This is a genomic window from Shumkonia mesophila (assembly GCF_026163695.1).
In the GTDB taxonomy this organism is placed as follows: Bacteria; Pseudomonadota; Alphaproteobacteria; order Rhodospirillales; family Shumkoniaceae; genus Shumkonia; species Shumkonia mesophila.
The window spans coordinates 749,627-767,120 of sequence record NZ_JAOTID010000001.1; the positions used below are offsets into that span (position 1 = coordinate 749,627).

Consider the following 17,494-nt stretch of genomic DNA (forward strand, 5'->3'; position numbering starts at 1 on the left):
GCTTACTCCTCCGTTTGTTCCTGGCGGCGCCGTTCTGCCAGCGCCCTGTCCTTTTCGGGATCGATCCACCAGTAGTACGGGCTGGGCCCGTTCAAAGGCGTGACGGCGGGGCGGCCGAACTTGTCCCAGAAAAGAAATCGGTCGTACGGCGCGATGAGTTGGGGAATGACGTAGTGCCCCCACAGCAGGACGCGATCGAGCGCCCGCGTCCTCTGGATCAGGCTCTCGCGGGTTGGCGCCGCGATCACCAGGTCGATCAGTTCGTCGATCACCGGGTCCTTGATGCCGGCGATATTGCGGCTGCCTGGCCGCTCGGCCGCCTCCGATCCCCAGTACTCGCGCTGCTCGTTGCCCGGCGACAGCGACTGGGCATTGTTCATGATCATCATGTCGAAATCCGTGGCTCGGAACCGATTGATGTACTGCGCCGCGTCGACCAAGCGCAGCCGGACATCGATGCCCAGGCGCTTCAGGTTGCGCACGAACGGCAGCAGCACGCGCTCCTGCGCCTGGTCGCCGTAGAGGAACTCGAAGCCGAAGGGCTCGCCGGTTTCGGCATTGACCAGCCGGAGATCACGTACCACCCAGCCGGCCTCGGCCAGTTTTGCGAAGGCGATCTTCAGGTTCTCGCGTGGCCAGCCGCTGCCGTCGGTTTTCGGCACCGTGTAGACCTCTGTGAAGACCTCGTCGGGCACGCGACCGCGATAGCGTTCCAGGATCTCCAGTTCCTCGCCTTGTGGCAGACCCGAGGCCGCCAGTTCGGTCGGCGCGAAATAGCTCGCCGGCTGCTCGTACTGGCCATAGTAGATGTTCTTGTTCGTCCACTGGAAGTCGAAGGCGTAGGCCAGCGCCTGGCGCACCCGGCGATCGCCGAAGATCGGCCGGCGGGTGTTCATGTAGAACGCCTGCATGCCGCCGCTGCTCTTGTCGAGGAACCTCTCCTTCTTGAGAAACCCGTCGCGCACCGCGGCGACATCGTAGGCTATGGCCCACTCCTTGGCCGAATTCTCGGAGAAAAAGTCGATTCGCCCGGCCTTCAGGGCTTCCCGGGTGACCGTGCGGTCGCGAAAATAGACGAATCGGATGCGGTCATAGTTGTACTGGCCGCGCATGACCGGCAGGTCTTTCCCCCAGTAGTCCTTGACCCGCTCGACCTCGACGAAGCGGCCGGTTTCGAAGCGGGAAACCTTGTAGGGGCCGCTGCCCAGCGGCGGCTCCAGGGTTGCCGCGCCGAAGTCGCGATCCTTCCAGTAGTGCTTCGGCAGCACCGGCATCTCGCCCAGGATCAGCGGCAGTTCGCGGTTGTCGCCGGGCGCGAACGTGAACTTGACGGTCCGCTCGTCGAGCACGGCGACATTGGACACGCTCTGGTAATAGAACCGGTACAGCGGAGCGCCCTTCTCGACCAAAGTACGGAAGGAAAATTCGACGTCCTCGGCGGTGATCGGTCGGCCGTCATGCCAGCGCGCCTCCGGGCGCAGGTGAAAGACGATCCAGGAGCGATCCTCCGGCACTTCGAAGGATTCGGCGAGCAGGCCGTACTTGGTGAACGGCTCGTCGGCGCTTGCCACCATCAGGGTATCGAAGGCCAATCCGACGGCACTGGCCGGCGTGCCTCTGGCGTTGAAGGGATTGAAGGTATCGAACGTGCCCGATACGCCGTCCAGGCGCACGGTGCCGCCCTTGGGGGCGTCGGGATTGACGTAGTCGAAATGGGTGAAGTTGGGGCTGTACTTGGGTTCCCCATGCATGGCGATGCCGTGCCTTTTGATCGGTTCTGCGGCGCCGGCCGCGAGGGGGGCGGCGACGAGGAGGGCGACGAGGGCGGCGATCAGGCGCATCCCGTCAACCGGCAAGCAGCCGCCCGGCGGCGGCATGCAGCGCCGCATCGCCGGCGGCCAGCACCCGGCCGTCCGATTCAAGCGACAGCGGCGCGCCCCGCCAATCGGTGACGACGCCGCCGGCCCCCTCGATCACCGGCACCAGCGCCATGTAGTCGTAGGGCTGCATGTTGGCCTCGGCCACCAGGTCGAGACTGCCCGAGGCCAGCAGCCCGTAGGAATGGCAATCCCCGCCATAGACGGCGTGGCGCACGCCTTTTCTCAGGCGGGCGAAGGCCTCGGCGTCGGCGCCGGTGAACATTTCGGGCGTCGTCGTCGCCAGCCACGCGGCGGCCGGCGCGACGCCGGCGCGGGCCTTGATCGGCTTGCCGTTCAGCGTGCTCGGCCGGCCGGTCATGCCCACCCAGCGCTCGTTCAGGGCCGGGCAGTTGATGATGCCCACCAGCGGCCGGCCCAAATGCAGCAGCGCGATCAGGTTGCCGAACAGCGGCTTGCCGATGACGAAGGACTTGGTGCCGTCGATGGGGTCGAGCACCCACACGTACTCGGCGTCCAGGCGGGCCCGCCCGTGTTCCTCGCCGAAGATGCCGTGGTCGGGGCATTCGGCTTCGAGGATGGCGCGCATGGCCATTTCGGCCTCGCGGTCGGCGACGGTGACCGGCGAGGCGTCGGCCTTGGCGTCGATGGCCAGCGCCCCCCGGAAGTACCGCATGGCAACCGCGCCGGCCGCGTCGGCCAGCCGGCCGGCCAGCGCCAAAAGGTCGTCCTGCGGGCGGGGGGCTGCGGTCATGGAAGGGGCGCGGGCGAATCGGCCAGCGTACGCAGATAGGCGATGAGGGCGGCGCGCTCCTCGGCCTTCTTGAAGCCGGCGAAGGTCATCTTGGTACCCGGCGCGAAGGCCTTGGGACTGGCGATGAAATGGTTGAGGTCGTCGTAGCTCCACTCACCGCCCTTCTCTTTGAGCGCGTTCGAATAGCTGAACGCCTCGGAATGGGCCTTGGGGCCGCCGACCACGTTCCACAGATTGGGGCCGACCTTGTTGGCGCCGCCCTTTTCGCCGGTGTGGCAGGCCGTGCATTTCTTGAACAGCGTTTCGCCCTGATCGACGGGGGCGGAGGCCAGCAGGGGTTTGATGTCCTCGATGGGGGCGTCCTTCGCCTGGGCGGCCCCGGACGGCGCGGCGGCGGTTGGCGTCCCGCTGGATGGCGGGGGTTCTCTCACCGGGACGACCATGTTGCCGATCATGTTGCTGCCCCACACCAGCCACACGGTGACCAGCACGGCGGCGCCAAATTTCTGAAGAAACGTGAATCCCATCAAACAACCCTTGTTTGTTGGCTCGGCACCCGACGCGCGGGAAACTTAGCCTCAATAACCGCACACATGCAACCGCCCCCGCGGAAAAGGTGTTCCCGGGGCGGTCTGCGGCGGTATATGGTGCGGCGGCGGCAGGACTGCCATCGAATTGCGGCGAAATCACCCTTGCGGATGGTGTTTCCATGACTTCACCGGCCAATCCCATCGTCGTCATCCCGGCCCGCATGCAATCGACACGCCTACCGGGTAAGCCACTGGCCGACATCCACGGCGAACCGATGATCGTTCACGTCTGGCGGCGCGGCGTCGAGGCCGACGTCGGCCCCGTCATCGTCGCCTGCGCCGAGCCCGAAATCGCCGACGCCATCAAGGCGGCCGGCGGCGCCGCCGTGCTGACCCGGCCCGATCATCGGTCGGGCTCGGATCGGGTGTTCGAGGCCTTGCAGAAGGCCGATCCCGACGGCCGCTTCGACGCCATCGTCAACGTCCAGGGCGACCTGCCCACCATCGAGGCCAGCGCGGTGTGCGCCTCGTTGCGGCCGCTCGACGATCCAGCCGTCGACATCGCCACGCTGGCCGCCGTCATCGCCGAGCCGGGCGACCGCACCAATCCCAACGTGGTCAAGGCGGTGATCGGCCTCGCTCCCGGCCAGACGGTCGGGCGCGCCCACTATTTCAGCCGCGCCACCGTGCCGGCCGGCGACGGGCCGCTCTATCACCACATCGGGCTTTACGCCTACCGGCGCGAGGCGTTGGAGCGCTTCGTCAAGTTGCCGCAGGGAATTCTCGAGGCCCGCGAGCGGCTGGAACAGCTCCGCGCGCTCGAGCACGGCATGCGCATCGACGTGGCCCTCGTTGACACGGTGCCGCTCGGTGTCGATACTCCGGCCGACCTCGAGCGCGCCCGCGGCATGCTGGCCCCGGGCCGCCGTCCTTCTCGTTTCTGAATGGACCCCACATGAAAAACGACTCGCAGAAGATCATCGCCTTCCAGGGCATGCCCGGCGCTTATTCCGACCTCGCCTGCCGGACCACGCGACCCGAAATGGACACCCTGCCCTGCCGGTCGTTCGAGGACACCTTCGCGGCGTTGCGCGACGGCCATGCGGCGCTGGCGATGATCCCCATCGAGAACTCCATCGCCGGGCGGGTGGCCGACATCCACCACCTGATGCCCAATTCCGGCCTGCACATCATCGGCGAGCATTTCCAGCCCATCGACCATCACCTGCTGGCCATCGAGGGCGCGCACCTTTCCGACATCACCCACGTGCACAGCCACATCCACGCGCTGAATCAGTGCCGCAAGTTCATCGCCGAGCAGGGCATCGAGCCGGTGGTCAGCGTCGATACCGCCGGCGCCGCCCAGCAGATCGCCAAGCGGGGCGACAAGACGCAGGCGGTGATCGCCTCGGAACTGGCCGGCGAGATCAACGGCCTGGTGTCGCTCAAGGCCGGCATCGAGGACGACGACCACAACACCACCCGCTTCCTCATCATGTCGCGCGACGCCATCGTGCCGCACCCCAAGGCCGGGCCGTGCCTGACCAGCTTCATCTTCCGGGTGCGCAACGTGCCGGCGGCGCTGTTCAAGGCGATGGGCGGCTTTGCCACCAACGGCGTCAACATGACCAAGCTGGAAAGCTACATGGCCGGCCACCAGTTCGTGGCCGCCCAGTTCTATGCCGACATCGAAGGCCATCCCGAGCACCGCAACGTGCGCCTCGCCATGGAGGAACTGGCTTTCTTCACCCGCGAGGTGAAGATCCTCGGCACCTATCCGGCTCATCCCTACCGGCTGCAGAACACCAACGACACCCGCGACTGAGGCCGTTCGAATCCGATCCGGGATCGACCCGCGCATCCTCGTGTTTCTTGAAGTCGTGGGCCGGCCTTCGTCCGCCCGCTGTCTGGGGTGGCCAGACCGTTAATCGCAGGCCTCATTTTGCTCCGGACCGCCGCACGGCAACTTTGTTTTGGACCGATGCGTTCTGTACGCATCGGTCCAAGGCTCACCGCCGCGGGACATCAGTCGCCAAAGGCAGCTTCGGCGACAGTCTCCGGATTTCGGCGTCCCCCGAGTCTGCGGACGGAGACGAGGCCCAGAACAGGCGCCACAAGGAAAATGCCGAACAGCGATAGGGCGGCGCTTGAGGCACCTTCCGCGCCACCCGGCTCGCTGAGCCCGCCGAGATTGGCCACCATGCCCGCGGCCGCGGCACTGAATGCGGTCGCATAGAGCTGAACGGTGGTGATCGAGCCTGCTGCCAGTCCCTGCTCCGACACCGGCGTCTCCTTGAAGACGTTCGTCACAAGGTGCGGCCAGGCGACACCGATACCCAGTCCGACCAGAAGCAGGCCGGCGCATATAGGGATCAGTTGCAATCTGACGCTGCCCGGCACCGGAACAAAGAAAAGCAGGACCGCGAGACCGGCCAGGACAATGACGGGACCGGTACGGATTGCGCGGGTTCCCGCCTCGCCGGCCCGACCCGCGCTCAGCATGGAGCCGAGCGTCCAGCCCATCGCCATCAGCGCGGCAAGATAACCGGCGATCAAAGGCGACTGACCGTGCAGGACCTGGAGGAAATAAGGGACGAAAATGTCGGTCTGCATCCCCGTTACCAGGAGGGCGATCGTTGCGTAGAGCGCAACAAGTCGTCCGTCGGTATCGAGCGCTCCCTTCGGCAAAAGACGGGCACGCGCGCCTCGTTCCGCGCGTACAAGCAGCACCGCCATCAGTCCAGCAACCGCCAATCCTGTTGCATTCCACAAGGGATTGGCGCTGACGCTCCCCGCGGAGACCGCAACCACGGAGGCAGTCAGAAGGACGAGTTGCGGCAGCGGCAGCGGCGAGGGCTCGGCCTCGTCGCGGCTTCCCCTTGGAAGTACCGAGATGGCGATCGTCCCGAAGATCACCGAGAGCGGAACCAGAGACCAGAACGCCGCCCGCCATATGCTCAGTTCCGCAAACACACCGCCAACGGCGGGCCCCATCAATGTCGAAATGCCCCACATCGCCGAGATCAGGCCGATGGCACGCGACCACAGCGCCTCGGGATAGACGAGGCGGATGACAGCGTAAGCCAAGGCCAACAGAAATCCGCCGCCGAGACCTTGCACGAAGCGCCCGGTAAGGAGCACGGGAAAAGCTGGCGCGACTGCACAGATCAGCGCTCCCGCCATAAACAAGGCGGTGGCGGATGCGTAGGCGCGTCCCGGACCCACGCGCTCAAGCAGGCGCGATGACAGCGCCGAACCGAGGATCGAGGCAACCACGAACAATGTTGTGCTCCAAGCGTAGTATTCGAGCCCGCCGATGTCTCTGACGACGGATGGCAGTATCGTCGTCACAATGTAGATGTTGACGGCGTGCAGCGTGACGCCGCCCGCCAGAATGACGGAGTAGGCAGCATTCCTGCCGCTGAGGAGTGCTTTCCACCCCGAGCGAACCTCGCCAGTTTCATGTTCAACCGTGCTCATGGGAAACCTCAAGCAGCGATGCTGCAGTTTGAGTGGTTGGGAATTGAAGGAAGTTTGCTTCTTCGTCGAGGAATCGGCGGGTGGCAATCCACCCGCGGATCCTTGTCGATCAGCTATGCGGCGGCGCCCTTGATCCACTGTGGCGTTGCCGTGTGGAACTCAGACGGCGTGGCAAGCAGAGCGGCCGTTTCCCGTTCGTAGTCGGCGAACCAGGGCTGCTTTACGAAGTCCTGACCGCTGTCCTGATCGGCGGCCAGCTGAAAAACGGCGATCGCATCAGGATCGTTGTCGTCATAGCAGTAGCAGTAGGTGATCTGGCCGTTGCTGCCAGCGACGTAGTCGCGCGCATATTTCTCCCAGACGCGCCTGACCTCGTCGCGCTTGCCGGGCTTTGCGTGATGCCTGATGAAAAGTGCGCCTTTGCTCATTGATATTCTCCTCGAACTGCGCGGCCGACGACCGCTGTTGGCGGGCTCGGGGCCCATACCTCTGTGACGTTTGAGAGGGGGCTTTTGTGACGCGTGAAAAAGAAATCGCTGACGGCACATCGTGGCGACTGGCGGAGATGCGGCTTTGGAAGAAAGCCGGCATGACCATCTGCCCGCGCCGGGGCAGGCTTGGCTTGCGATTGACGCGCGGCCCTATCGACCAGCGAGTCAGTGAATTGAGACGCCGCCCAAGCCGGTGAGCTTGTCGGGATTGCGCACGATGAAGATTTCTGTGACCCGGTCCGAACGGTCGAAGGCAAACGAGACCGTTGCAACGACCTCGCCTCCTTGCTTCAGTACCAGCCCCCGGCCTCCATTGAGCTCGGCGAAGCTCCATTCGTATGTTGCCCACCACTCGCTCAGGCGCTTCGTCAGGAACGCCAGCACGGCTTCGCCTTCCAGGATGTCAGGCACTGCCGCGGCCTTGCCGCCGCCGTCGGCGGTCAGGCGCACATCGCTTGCGAGCATCGCGGCAAGGCTGCCAGGCCGCCCCGTGCGGATGGCGTCCTCGAAGGCCGCCAGCAATTCCCCCTGTCTTTCCCGCGTCGGCTGGTATCTGACCTGGTCGTTACCGATACGCGTTTTGGCGCGCGACACGAGCTTGCGGCACGCCGGCTCGCTCATATCCAGCGATCCCGCGACGTCGGCATACGACATTTCGAATATCTCGTAGAGCAGATAGGCTGCCCTTTCCTTCGGCGTCAACCGCTCGAGCATCAGCAGAAAGGCCGTCGAGAGAGAGGATGAAAGCTCCATTTGCGCCGCCGCCTCGCTGTCGATGAAAGTGTGGACCGGCTCGGGCAGCCAGTTGCCGACATAGTCCACACGGCTGCGGTAGGCAGCACGAAGCATGTCGATGGCACGACGTGTGCAGGCGGTGGTCAACCAGGCACCCGGCGATCCGACGGCCGCGATGTCGGTTTCCTGCCAGCGAAGGAACGTGTCCTGAACCGCATCTTCGGCTTCGGCGCGCGAACCGAGGATCCGGTAGGCGACGCCGAGCAGCCGTGATCGCGCGTGCTCGAATATCTCGATATGTGTCGCCGTTGGGTTTTCGGGCACGCCTATCGGCTTGGGCGGCCCGGACGGTCGCTTAGTGTTGCGCGTCATCGACGACATTCATCGCATATTGCGTTTCACCCATGCCATATATGACGATCCAACAGAACGGTTTGTGACACCGTCCGCGACTATTTCAACGCCCGGGCATGACTAGCGAACGGAACAAAGGTCACTGGCGGGCGTCACCGGGCACCCCCGCACGGCTTTGCGCTCCAGGCCCGGTTGACAATGGGCGCCCCCGACATCGCCCTTGCCCTTTGTGCCCGCACCACCGATAACCTCGCCATGGACGATCCGACACCCTTTCCCACCGTCGCGGTCATCGGCGGCGGGCCGGCGGGACTGATCGCGGCGGAACGGCTGAGCCGGGCCGGCTTGCCGGTCACGCTTTACGATCGCATGCCGACCCCGGGCCGCAAGTTCCTGATGGCCGGGCGGGGAGGCCTCAACCTCACCCATTCAGAGCCGCTCGAGACGTTTCTCGGCCGCTACGGAACCGCACGGGCGTTCCTCGCCCCGGCCATCGAAGCCTTCCCGCCGGCCGCCCTAAGGGACTGGGCCGCCGGATTGGGCCAGCCCACCTTCGTCGGCTCCAGTGGACGCGTCTTCCCGGCGGCCATGAAATCCACTCCCCTGCTGCGCGCCTGGCTGGCCAGGCTGCAATCGCAGGGGGTGCAATTTTGCCTGCATTGGGATTGGCTGGGGTGGGACGAGGCGGGCCGTCTGCGGTTCCGCCGCCGCGATGGGGCCGAGGAGACGGCCGGCCCGGCGGCGACCGTTCTCGCGCTCGGCGGCGCCAGCTGGCCGCGCCTGGGTTCCAACGGCGCCTGGGTCGAGATCCTCTCCGCGCGCGGCATCGCCGTCGCCCCCCTGCGCCCCGCCAACTGCGGTTTCGAAGTCGGCTGGAGCGAGGTCTTCAAACAGAGGTTCCAGGGCCAGCCCTTGAAGAACGTGGCGCTCTCGTTTAACGGCCGGACGGTGCGGGGCGAGGCCATGGTGACGGCCTATGGCCTCGAAGGCGGCGCCGTCTATGCCCTGGCTTCCGGTCTGCGCGACGCCATCGCCACCCACGGCCGTGCAGTGCTGCACATCAACCTCTGTCCCGACCGCACGGCGGCCGACCTGCGGGCCCGGCTCGGCAGGCCGCGCGGCAAGCATTCCATGAGCGACTTCCTGCGCCGGGCCTTGGGCCTGCCGCCGATTGCCATCAACCTGATGCGCGAGGCGGTGGGGACTTCATTGCCCGAGAGCCCCGATGCGCTGGCGGACCTTGCCCGCGCCGTGCCGATCAAGCTCAAGGCGCCAGCCCCGCTGGAGCGCGCCATTTCCACCGCCGGCGGCATCGCGCTCACCGAACTGGACGGCAATTTCATGCTGAGGCGCCTGCCCGGCGTGTTCGCGGCCGGCGAAATGCTGGACTGGGAAGCCCCGACCGGAGGCTACCTGCTGCAAGGCACCTTCGCCTCGGGAGCGGCCGCGGCGCGCGGCGTCGGGGCTTGGCTGCGCCCACAATAGGCCCTCGCCCGCACCGCCTCCGGTGAGCGCCTCACTTTTTCATTTGACTGCATACCAACTAGTCGGTATGGTTAGTTGATGAGGAGAACGATATGACCAACCACGCAGCAAAACCGGACGCCCGATCGAAGCTGCTCGATGCCGCGCTGGTGGTGATCCGCACCAAAGGCTATTCCGCCACCACGGTCGACGAGCTCTGCGCGACCGCCGGAGTCACCAAGGGCGCCTTCTTCCATCACTTCAAGAGCAAGGATGCGCTCGGCGTCGCCGCCGCGGAGCATTGGTCGGAAATCACCGGCGCTCTGTTCGCCAAAGCGCCATATCACAATCATGCCGATCCGCTCGATCGTGTCCTCGGCTATGTCGCGTTTCGCAAGGCGCTGCTGCAAGGCGGCGTGCCCGAGTTCACCTGTCTCGTCGGCACCATGGTGCAGGAAACCTATGAAACCAGTCCGGCCATCCGCGATGCCTGCGAGCGCAGCATCAGCGGCCATGCCGCGACGCTGGAAGCCGACATCGAAGCGGCGATGCGGGATCGGCGCCTGTCGCCCCCCTGGACCGCCAAGTCGCTGGCGCTCCACACCCAGGCCGTTCTCCAGGGGGCGTTCATTCTCGCCAAGGCCAAGGGCGGCGCGGAGATTGCCGCCGACAGCATCGATCATCTCACCCGGTATCTGGAGCTGCTTTTCAGTTCGGAGACCATCGACCCCCAAACCTGACATCAGACCAAGAGGAGAAAGACCATGCCCAATACGATCCGACTCCACCGGGTCATCGCCGCCAAGCCGGAGAAGGTCTATCGCGCGTTTGTGGAAAGTGATGCCGTGGCGAGCTGGCTGCCGCCTTACGGGTACCTCTGCACGGTCCATGAACTGGATGCGAAAGTGGGCGGCAGACACAGAATGTCCTTCCGCAACTTCACGACGGGCAACGGCCACTCGTTTGGCGGCACCTATCTCGAACTCGTGCCGGGAGAGCGCCTTGTCTACACCGACGCGTTCGACGACCCGAATCTGCCGGACGAGATGCGGGTTACCGTGACGCTGAAGGCCGTTTCGGTGGGCACCGAAATCCATATCGAACAGGAAGGCGTGCCCGACGTAATCCCGCCCGATGCCTGTTACCTTGGATGGCAGGATTCGCTTCGCAAGCTCGCCAAGCTCGTGGAGCCCGAAATCAACGAATAGCCGGAACCCCCGCGCCGCCAGTGGAGGAGCCTTCCCATGACCCCCACCATCACCGCCTTTGAACGCTCGCCCGATGGCGGCCAGGGTCTGGCGCGCGACATGCGCGTCCGCTGGGCGTTCGAGGAAGTGGGCCAGCCCTACGAGGTTCGTCTTCTTTCGTTCAAGGCGATGAAGGAACCGGCGCATCTGGCGCTTCATCCCTTCGGGCAGATTCCGACCTACGAAGAGGGCGATCTCGCCCTCTTCGAGTCGGGGGCGATCGTGTTCCATATCGCGGAGCGCCATGCCGGCCTGCTGCCGGACGACGCCGATGCGCGGGCCAGCGCCATCGCTTGGATGTTCGCCGCGCTGACCACGATGGAGCCGCCGATCGTCGAGCGCGAAATGGCTCTGATCCTGGAGCGCGACGAGGCCTGGCACGAACGGCGCCTGCGTCGCCTCGAGGAAAGCGTCCGCAAGCGGCTGGGCGAACTTTCCGGCCGCCTTGGCGACGCCGACTGGCTCGACGGCGGGTTCAGCGCCGGCGACCTTCTGATGGTGTCGGTGCTGCTCCGGCTGAAGGGATCGGGCCTGCTGGAGGAGGTTCCGAACCTTTCGGCCCTACGTCGCCCGCGGCGAAGCCCGCCCCGCCTACACGCGCGCCTTCGCCGCCCAACGGGCGGTCTTCACCGCCGCATCGGCCGGCTGACGAAGGCCCACTCGGGGCCGGGAGAGGAACGGCAGCTCGGCGTGGCAGGTGGCGGGAAGCAGACGCTCCGGGCGTTGGCGACCGGTCCCGGTCCCAATTCAAGCGAGAATGCTGCCACGGGGCGGGCTCAAGGAACTCGGACTGAACAGGCCGACTAAATGCAAATAGACATCGCCATCACCCGGATAGCAGGCCCATCGATGTAAAATTGGCATACTTTTTCGACTGCCGATTTTGCAGTGCGCATCTGAGCGCGATAGTTCACTCCGTCCTCTCCATCACCAACCAGCTTTTCTATTATGTTAAGAATGGATGATATGATGGTTCGCTGAACGATGCTGATGCGATCTCCAGTTCCTACGTGCCGATACACCCTGCCAATCACCCTAAAACGGCCATCAGTAAGCTTCGCTTTGACCGAAAGCGCATCTAGATCGCTTAAATCAACATCAACAACACCGATTTGTCGTGCGGTGTCTGGGTCAATCATCACCATTTCTAGTTGACCAGACCTCAAATAGTCACCTTCTAACTCCGACAAAACATTAGATACCAACTTTTCGTATTTTGGTATTTCCTGCATAACTTTATTATTAAATATTTGAGCATTAAACTTTGTTCCAAAAGTCTGCAAAAGTTGCGCAATTAGCGGTGAAGAAACCTTTGCCGCTTCAATGATGCTGAAAAAATCTATCGGCCTAAGCACCGCGTCCAGTTCAATGAACTGGTCTCTATTTGGCGCCACTGCGATATCAGTTTCACGCCCAATATGACCTGCCTCGTTCAAGGCATCAACCAAGGTCATATGCAGCCCACCAAGAGTGTACCTGCGGGCGGTCTTTTCTGAAATGGATACTCCTCTTTCTCCCTCGGCTGAAAACGAAAGAGGGGAAATTAAATCTTGCAGGAATTTCAGTCCAAGGGAGACGGTTCCCTTTCCCTTCACACTCTTCTCATGTGACACCTCGGTTTCGAGAGAAACCCCTTTGAACACGTAGGCAGCACAGTTCAGGACCATCTTCTCATTCAAGTAGACCGGCTCAATGTAAAAGCCCATCGCACCTCTCCCCCATCCACACGCCCCGGAGGATTGTCCAAGGCAGGTAGAGTTACAGCTCTGCGATTTAGACCGTTCGTCCCAGGCCTTGCGGGTTCTCGTCTTTGGCACTTACAGTTATATTCGTCAGTCCCTTCGCGATACGATCCTCGATCGCAGACACCTTGACCGTTTCCTCGTGCCCAACGCGCAACACTATTTCCTCACGGACCCCTTTGCTGTCATGGCGCCGGACAATCAGCTCAAGCGGACGATCGGGTTTATCGCCTTTCCGTATCCCCTCTGATCTTGCTTTGATGATGGTTGCGATAAGATCGATGATGCTCTTGGCAAGGGTCAGTCCAGCAGTGGTCACGGCCAAGCATACGAGTAACTCAGGACCGCTTTCGTGTTCCTCGAACACCATTCCGGCTTCATCCGGAAGTGTTCTTAGATAATCATCAATAATAACATATGCGTTAGGGGAGTGTTCTCGGTGGTAACAGCCGGATGGAGCCCGAATTTTAATAGAAATTGGGATATCATTCAAGCTATGGGGCTTCCTTTGCTCGAAGCTCCGCATCCGATTTCCGAACGTCGTCTCCCATTTTGAGGTCATGGCTTTACCCGATCACAGATTGAACGATATTCGTAGCGGGACAAGCTTCAACTCCGAAGGCGATACTACCAAAGCGTGAGCAGCCGCTCAACGAAGTCCTATGTTGGTGTGACGTCTCAAATGCAAATCGGTTCAACTGGGTCTATTCCGGGACCGCCCTGCGTGCTTCCGAGCGGTCGGATCAGGTCGAGCCGGGCATCTGAATCAACAACTGCTTTCCTGTTCTGTGATCATACTCATGGATGACGGGAACGGCCGCGCAGCAGTCGCGATGGGGGGCTCGGAGCCGTCATCGGAGGCCGGTCCGGCTCCGCCCGACGCCCGCGCGGCGGCGGGCGGAGCGCCCGAACCGCAACCCTCCTTACATGTCCGCCGCGGTCGGCCGGACGATGATTTCGTTCACGTCGACGCCGTCGGGCTGTTCGAGGGCGAAGCGAATGGCGCGGGCGATCGCGTCGGGGGCGAGGGACTTCCTGCGCCATTCCTTAAGACCCGCCGCCACGTCGGGGGCCGAGATGTCGTGCCCCAGCTCGGTCGCGGTCACGCCGGGCGAGATGACCGTCGTGCGGATATCGTCGTGCTCCTGGCGCAGGCCTTCCGAGATCGCCCACACCGCATACTTGGTGGCGCAATAGACGGCGCCGGTCGGCAGAACGAAATGCGCGCCGACCGATGCGACGTTCACCACATGCCCCGACTTCTGGGCGACGAAACGCGGCAGCACCGCCGCGATGCCGTTAAGCACGCCATGGATGTTGACGTCGATCATCTTCTTCCACTCGTCCCGTTTCAGTTCCGCCAGGCGGGAAAGCGGCATGACGCCCGCGTTGTTGACCAGGGCGTCGATGCGCCCGAAGCGCTCCTCCGCCGCGTCCGCGAAGGCGTCGAAGTTGGCGGCGTCGGTCACGTCGAGTTCCCGCCAAGCGACGGTATCGCCAAGCTCCTCGGCGAGCGCCCGCAGGCGGTCGGCGCGCCGCGCGCCGATGAAAAGCTTCGCGCCCGTCGACGCCAGCTCGCGAACGGCGGCCTCGCCGATTCCGCTCGACGCGCCGGTGATAAGGACGGTTCGGTCTTTCAATCCAGTCATGGGGTTGCTCCTTCCGGTTCCGATGGACGGTAGATGGGGCGATCCAGGGAACGGGCGGTAGCCCGATCTCCCGCAGGGTTTGCCCGATCCTCCGAAATCGTGTGGAAAGAATTGCTCTCATTCCAAAAAGTGTGCGATGAATCGCCATGGACAAAACGCGAGAGCTCGCCCACCAGATCCTGCGTCACGCGCGCGAACCCGGATTGAGCGGAACGGCCGTCCAACGCCTTTCGCTGATCAGGGCCGATGTGCCGACCGTGCCGACGCCCTCGGTTTACGAGGCGTCGTTATGCCTGATCGCCCAGGGGTCGAAGCGCGTTTCGCTCGGCGAACGAAGCGTCGTCTACGACGCATCGCACTATCTGCTGGTGTCGGTGGACCTGCCGCTGGTCGGCCATGTGTTGGAGGCGACCCCGGCCGAACCGTATCTGTGCTGCAAGATCGATCTCGACCCAACCGTCCTCGCAGATCTTCTGGCGACGCAGTCGCGAACGGCGCCGTCGGCCGAACTGTCCCCCCTGGCCGTCTACCCGGCCGATCCGGACCTTTTCGATGCGGCCTGCCGCCTCGTCCGGCTGCTCGACCGACCCGAACACATCGCGACGCTGGCGCCGCTGATCGAGCGCGAAATCCTCTACCGGCTCCTGATGGGTCCGCACGGGCCGACGCTCCGGCGCATGGCGGCCGGCGACAGCCGTTTGGGCAGGATCGGCCGCGCCATCGCCTGGATCCGTACCTACTATCGCGAGCCGCTGCGGATCGACGACATCGCCTCCGCCGCGCATATGAGCCCTTCGTCCCTGCACGAGCATTTCAAGGCCGTCACCACCCTGACGCCGCTCGAATTCCAAAAGCAGCTCCGGCTTCAGGAGGCGCGGCGATTGATGCTGGCCAAAGGCGCGACGGCGGGCGCGGCGAGCTTCTCGGTCGGCTACCAAAGTCCATCGCAGTTCAGCCGCGAATACCGCCGCCTCTTCGGCGCGCCGCCGCGCCGGGACGTGGACCGACTTCAAAGGGTGGACCTCGCCGCCAATTGAGGAAGGGGTCGCTCCGAAATGGCGATCGGATCCGGCACGCCCCTGCGGGCGCGACGAAGCGCTGTCTTGCGCCCCTATGGCCCTTTTGAAACGCGGTCCACGGACACCCAATAATCTCACGCGGCAGCGATATCGAAATCCTGTTCGGGATCTTCTCGCTCCAGCCGGCCGTGATTCATGAGCAGCGTGTCGATGGTCTTCGACGACACGTCGAAGTGATCGGCCACCTCGTGCCGACGCTCCTCGTCGTCATAGTCACCGGCCAGCATCTCGTCCACCACCTCAAACGGGCTAAGGAACTCCCCTGCGAAGGCCCGTTGCGCTTTCTGGCGATATGTGTAGGCGCGGGTAGCCGGATGAAGTGGGGCAGGTTCTCCGATAAGCCGATCGCCGATCAGCCTCGCGAGATCGAACCGTCGCCCGGTATGCCATTTCGACCGCAATACGAGACGGGATGATGCCTGGCGTCTATCCAATACGAAGGAAAGGCTGCCTCCTCCTGAATCTCGATCATTTAACACCGCTGCTCTCGTCCCCGCCATTTCAGCGAGGCGAGAGTCTACGATTGGACCGGTTTCGAGACGCTCCTGCGCGCGCAAAGCCCGCGCTGCGTCGACGCCAAGACGCCATGCTGGAATAAGTGCTCCGCGCGGTAAAGGCGTGTCTGCGTCAAGTCTCACGGCATCGCGCGACGATGCGTCATGCCCCCGGCTCTGGGCCAGTTCCTCAAACTCCGTTGCCGTCAGCGGCGTACGCTCTTGCGCTCCAACATGTGCACGATTTGCAGCGGCTTCGCCAATCGCTGCCATGCCGAGTTGGTCGGCATCCGCAAGCAGTCGTTCGACTGTGTCGTCCTCAATCAAGTCGGGGTCACGGCCGAGCAGTGCCTCCAAGCGGCGACGTTCCGATATTGCCGGATCGGCGCGCTCAGCCAGCACATCGGCCCAAAGCCGATCAAGATTGGTCTGTGCGATACCCCCATTACGCAAACGGCCGAGAATCTGGGGCACATAGGTGTCTACTGCCTCTTCCCAGAGGGACGACGGGACGACCACCGCTGAGGATCCGACATAGCGAAAAGGCTTCGCATCTGGCCTGATTGAAGGCTCCGAAATCAATGCCGTTCTGACGCCGTCGGAAAATATCGTGATATTCGGCCAGACATAGCCTTCACCGATCGAGGGCATGCGGTGGGCCAGCGCCCAATCGGCGACTTTCGAACGCGGCTCCCAACGTAGCCGCCACCAATTCCAGGCAAACCATTCTCCCGCGTGATAGCCCGAGACAAGTGGTCCTGGCCGATACCCTTTCAAATAGAAGTCGAAGCCTTCCGTCAGAGATGCATGAAGTGTCCGAATTGTGAATAGCCCAAAGGCCGCCCGTTCTTCAGGCGTACCCTCGTCCAGCCGTTCCGATGCCAGCGTGATTTCCAAGGCTACCGGCATCGCCGTCTCCACTCATTGAGGACATATTCACGCATGTACCGGTCATCGTCACCGAGCCGGTAACCATGATACTCGGCCTCGCGTTCAGGTCGGCACTTCGCTTCATAGACCTCGCCGGCCCCATCCACCGCCCACACGTACTTTGGCAGGCCGCCGGCCGGGAACTGGCTGACCATCCCATGCCGAATACCGTCTAGGAATAGCTTTGAGGCTTCCTCGCGCAAGACGGGGCGAAGTTCGTCGCATGGCGACTTTGACGGCCTCGGATTGTGGGAAGGCACAAAGCCATAATCTCCCGGCCGGAGCTTATGGAGCCCTGATCCGACATAGCGAACACGAGCCATCAGGGCCGACTTGGCGGCGTCATCCAAAAAGTCGTCAGGCGCAACCCTATGGTCCGGCCGATTGCCCTCTCTTCTCCTGTTCGGCATGGATTCAAACTTCGGTTGCAAGAGGCATGCTGGCAGCTACGTGATGTTGGATATTACCGCCGTTTTGCCAAATTCCAAATCTTCATCGACAATCCGTTCCGTACTGGTCGGATGGTGTGCTTCGCCCAGCCCTGGCCCCTCCGGGTTGACTCCCGTTCCGTAATAGGTATATATTCCATAAATATCTTTTTCATCCTGAACGAGGAGTCTATGCCATGCCGAAGCCGGCCTACGGGCTCACCTTCCGCCAGGAGCGGT

17 protein-coding genes are annotated in these 17,494 nt (G+C 63.3%); 7 read left to right on the forward strand and 10 right to left on the reverse strand.

The window, feature by feature from the left end; all coding sequences use genetic code 11:
• Positions 1-2 precede the first annotated feature (2 nt).
• Genes ODR01_RS03375 through ODR01_RS03385 form a run of 3 tightly spaced genes read right to left on the reverse strand, consistent with a single transcriptional unit; the run spans position 3 to position 3,158 of the window.
• On the reverse strand, positions 3-1,841 hold the full coding sequence (locus tag ODR01_RS03375; protein WP_316976175.1) for an extracellular solute-binding protein: 1,839 nt from the start codon (positions 1,839-1,841) through the stop codon (positions 3-5).
• A 4-nt stretch (positions 1,842-1,845) separates the two neighbouring features.
• Positions 1,846-2,631, reverse strand: a complete 786-nt coding sequence (gene hisN, locus ODR01_RS03380) for a histidinol-phosphatase (protein ID WP_316976176.1) — start codon at positions 2,629-2,631, stop codon at positions 1,846-1,848.
• Positions 2,628-3,158 carry a c-type cytochrome gene (locus ODR01_RS03385; RefSeq protein WP_316976177.1) on the reverse strand — a complete coding sequence of 177 codons (531 nt, stop codon included), beginning with the start codon at positions 3,156-3,158 and terminating at the stop codon, positions 2,628-2,630. The genes hisN and ODR01_RS03385 overlap by 4 nt, the downstream gene beginning before the upstream one ends.
• 182 nt (positions 3,159-3,340) lie before the next feature.
• Between ODR01_RS03385 and ODR01_RS03390 the strand changes: the two genes are divergently transcribed.
• Both ODR01_RS03390 and ODR01_RS03395 read left to right on the forward strand, forming a co-directional pair.
• On the forward strand, positions 3,341-4,105 hold the full coding sequence (locus ODR01_RS03390) for a 3-deoxy-manno-octulosonate cytidylyltransferase (protein ID WP_316976178.1): 765 nt from the start codon (positions 3,341-3,343) through the stop codon (positions 4,103-4,105).
• Positions 4,106-4,116: 11 nt separating this feature from the next.
• On the forward strand, positions 4,117-4,986 hold the full coding sequence (locus tag ODR01_RS03395) for a prephenate dehydratase (protein ID WP_316976179.1): 870 nt from the start codon (positions 4,117-4,119) through the stop codon (positions 4,984-4,986).
• A gap of 200 nt (positions 4,987-5,186) precedes the next feature.
• Here the strand turns inward: ODR01_RS03395 and ODR01_RS03400 are convergent, their stop codons facing one another.
• The 3 genes from ODR01_RS03400 to ODR01_RS03410 all read right to left on the reverse strand — a co-directional run bounded on the left by ODR01_RS03400 (position 5,187) and on the right by ODR01_RS03410 (position 8,239).
• Positions 5,187-6,641: an MFS transporter gene (locus tag ODR01_RS03400; RefSeq protein ID WP_316976180.1), complete on the reverse strand. Its 1,455-nt coding sequence runs from the start codon at positions 6,639-6,641 to the stop codon at positions 5,187-5,189.
• A gap of 113 nt (positions 6,642-6,754) precedes the next feature.
• Positions 6,755-7,069 (reverse strand): putative quinol monooxygenase, encoded by a 315-nt coding sequence (locus ODR01_RS03405; protein ID WP_316976181.1) that lies wholly within the window; start codon positions 7,067-7,069, stop codon positions 6,755-6,757.
• A 228-nt stretch (positions 7,070-7,297) separates the two neighbouring features.
• Entirely contained in the window at positions 7,298-8,239 is a 942-nt protein-coding gene (locus ODR01_RS03410) for a sigma-70 family RNA polymerase sigma factor (RefSeq protein WP_316976182.1), read from the reverse strand.
• A 237-nt stretch (positions 8,240-8,476) separates the two neighbouring features.
• Here ODR01_RS03410 and ODR01_RS03415 point away from each other — a divergent pair, with 237 nt between their 5' ends.
• The 4 genes from ODR01_RS03415 to ODR01_RS03430 all read left to right on the forward strand — a co-directional run bounded on the left by ODR01_RS03415 (position 8,477) and on the right by ODR01_RS03430 (position 11,739).
• A complete protein-coding gene (locus ODR01_RS03415) occupies positions 8,477-9,706 on the forward strand; it encodes a BaiN/RdsA family NAD(P)/FAD-dependent oxidoreductase (protein WP_316976183.1) in 1,230 nt (409 codons plus the stop codon).
• 92 nt (positions 9,707-9,798) lie between these two features.
• The gene (locus ODR01_RS03420) at positions 9,799-10,425 is read left to right on the forward strand and encodes a TetR/AcrR family transcriptional regulator (protein ID WP_316976184.1); all 627 of its coding nucleotides are present in this window, start codon (positions 9,799-9,801) and stop codon (positions 10,423-10,425) included.
• Between the two features lie 24 nt (positions 10,426-10,449).
• The gene (locus ODR01_RS03425; RefSeq protein ID WP_316976185.1) at positions 10,450-10,893 is read left to right on the forward strand and encodes an SRPBCC family protein; all 444 of its coding nucleotides are present in this window, start codon (positions 10,450-10,452) and stop codon (positions 10,891-10,893) included.
• A gap of 36 nt (positions 10,894-10,929) precedes the next feature.
• A complete protein-coding gene (locus ODR01_RS03430; protein ID WP_316976186.1) occupies positions 10,930-11,739 on the forward strand; it encodes a glutathione S-transferase family protein in 810 nt (269 codons plus the stop codon).
• On the opposite strand, the gene ODR01_RS03435 is transcribed toward ODR01_RS03430, so the two are convergent.
• The 3 genes from ODR01_RS03435 to ODR01_RS03445 form a co-directional block, all read right to left on the reverse strand.
• The gene (locus ODR01_RS03435) at positions 11,736-12,638 is read right to left on the reverse strand and encodes a DUF6414 family protein (protein WP_316976187.1); all 903 of its coding nucleotides are present in this window, start codon (positions 12,636-12,638) and stop codon (positions 11,736-11,738) included. The genes ODR01_RS03430 and ODR01_RS03435 overlap by 4 nt on opposite strands.
• A gap of 67 nt (positions 12,639-12,705) precedes the next feature.
• The gene (locus ODR01_RS03440; protein WP_316976188.1) at positions 12,706-13,200 is read right to left on the reverse strand and encodes a hypothetical protein; all 495 of its coding nucleotides are present in this window, start codon (positions 13,198-13,200) and stop codon (positions 12,706-12,708) included.
• A gap of 397 nt (positions 13,201-13,597) precedes the next feature.
• Complete coding sequence (locus ODR01_RS03445; RefSeq protein ID WP_316976189.1) at positions 13,598-14,323, reverse strand: SDR family oxidoreductase; 726 nt, start codon at positions 14,321-14,323, stop codon at positions 13,598-13,600.
• Between the two features lie 146 nt (positions 14,324-14,469).
• Between ODR01_RS03445 and ODR01_RS03450 the strand changes: the two genes are divergently transcribed.
• Positions 14,470-15,360, forward strand: coding sequence for an AraC family transcriptional regulator (locus tag ODR01_RS03450; protein ID WP_316976190.1), 891 nt, complete (start codon positions 14,470-14,472; stop codon positions 15,358-15,360).
• A gap of 116 nt (positions 15,361-15,476) precedes the next feature.
• Here ODR01_RS03450 and ODR01_RS03455 read toward each other — a convergent pair whose 3' ends face one another.
• Positions 15,477-16,805, reverse strand: coding sequence for a hypothetical protein (locus ODR01_RS03455; RefSeq protein ID WP_316976191.1), 1,329 nt, complete (start codon positions 16,803-16,805; stop codon positions 15,477-15,479).
• Between the last annotated feature and the right edge of the window lie 689 nt (positions 16,806-17,494).

What these genes read in the sequence shown, in the direction of transcription:
- hisN (WP_316976176.1), bottom strand. Translation starts at nt 2,631, where the DNA reads ATGACCGCAGCCCCCCGCCCGCAGGACGACCTTTTGGCGCTGGCCGGC.
- ODR01_RS03375 (WP_316976175.1), bottom strand. Translation starts at nt 1,841, where the DNA reads ATGCGCCTGATCGCCGCCCTCGTCGCCCTCCTCGTCGCCGCCCCCCTC.
- ODR01_RS03425 (WP_316976185.1), top strand. Translation starts at nt 10,450, where the DNA reads ATGCCCAATACGATCCGACTCCACCGGGTCATCGCCGCCAAGCCGGAG.
- ODR01_RS03415 (WP_316976183.1), top strand. Translation starts at nt 8,477, where the DNA reads ATGGACGATCCGACACCCTTTCCCACCGTCGCGGTCATCGGCGGCGGG.
- ODR01_RS03435 (WP_316976187.1), bottom strand. Translation starts at nt 12,638, where the DNA reads ATGGGCTTTTACATTGAGCCGGTCTACTTGAATGAGAAGATGGTCCTG.
- ODR01_RS03430 (WP_316976186.1), top strand. Translation starts at nt 10,930, where the DNA reads ATGACCCCCACCATCACCGCCTTTGAACGCTCGCCCGATGGCGGCCAG.
- ODR01_RS03410 (WP_316976182.1), bottom strand. Translation starts at nt 8,239, where the DNA reads ATGACGCGCAACACTAAGCGACCGTCCGGGCCGCCCAAGCCGATAGGC.
- ODR01_RS03420 (WP_316976184.1), top strand. Translation starts at nt 9,799, where the DNA reads ATGACCAACCACGCAGCAAAACCGGACGCCCGATCGAAGCTGCTCGAT.
- ODR01_RS03440 (WP_316976188.1), bottom strand. Translation starts at nt 13,200, where the DNA reads ATGCGGAGCTTCGAGCAAAGGAAGCCCCATAGCTTGAATGATATCCCA.
- ODR01_RS03445 (WP_316976189.1), bottom strand. Translation starts at nt 14,323, where the DNA reads ATGACTGGATTGAAAGACCGAACCGTCCTTATCACCGGCGCGTCGAGC.
- ODR01_RS03385 (WP_316976177.1), bottom strand. Translation starts at nt 3,158, where the DNA reads ATGGGATTCACGTTTCTTCAGAAATTTGGCGCCGCCGTGCTGGTCACC.
- ODR01_RS03450 (WP_316976190.1), top strand. Translation starts at nt 14,470, where the DNA reads ATGGACAAAACGCGAGAGCTCGCCCACCAGATCCTGCGTCACGCGCGC.
- ODR01_RS03400 (WP_316976180.1), bottom strand. Translation starts at nt 6,641, where the DNA reads ATGAGCACGGTTGAACATGAAACTGGCGAGGTTCGCTCGGGGTGGAAA.
- ODR01_RS03455 (WP_316976191.1), bottom strand. Translation starts at nt 16,805, where the DNA reads ATGCCGGTAGCCTTGGAAATCACGCTGGCATCGGAACGGCTGGACGAG.
- ODR01_RS03395 (WP_316976179.1), top strand. Translation starts at nt 4,117, where the DNA reads ATGAAAAACGACTCGCAGAAGATCATCGCCTTCCAGGGCATGCCCGGC.
- ODR01_RS03390 (WP_316976178.1), top strand. Translation starts at nt 3,341, where the DNA reads ATGACTTCACCGGCCAATCCCATCGTCGTCATCCCGGCCCGCATGCAA.
- ODR01_RS03405 (WP_316976181.1), bottom strand. Translation starts at nt 7,069, where the DNA reads ATGAGCAAAGGCGCACTTTTCATCAGGCATCACGCAAAGCCCGGCAAG.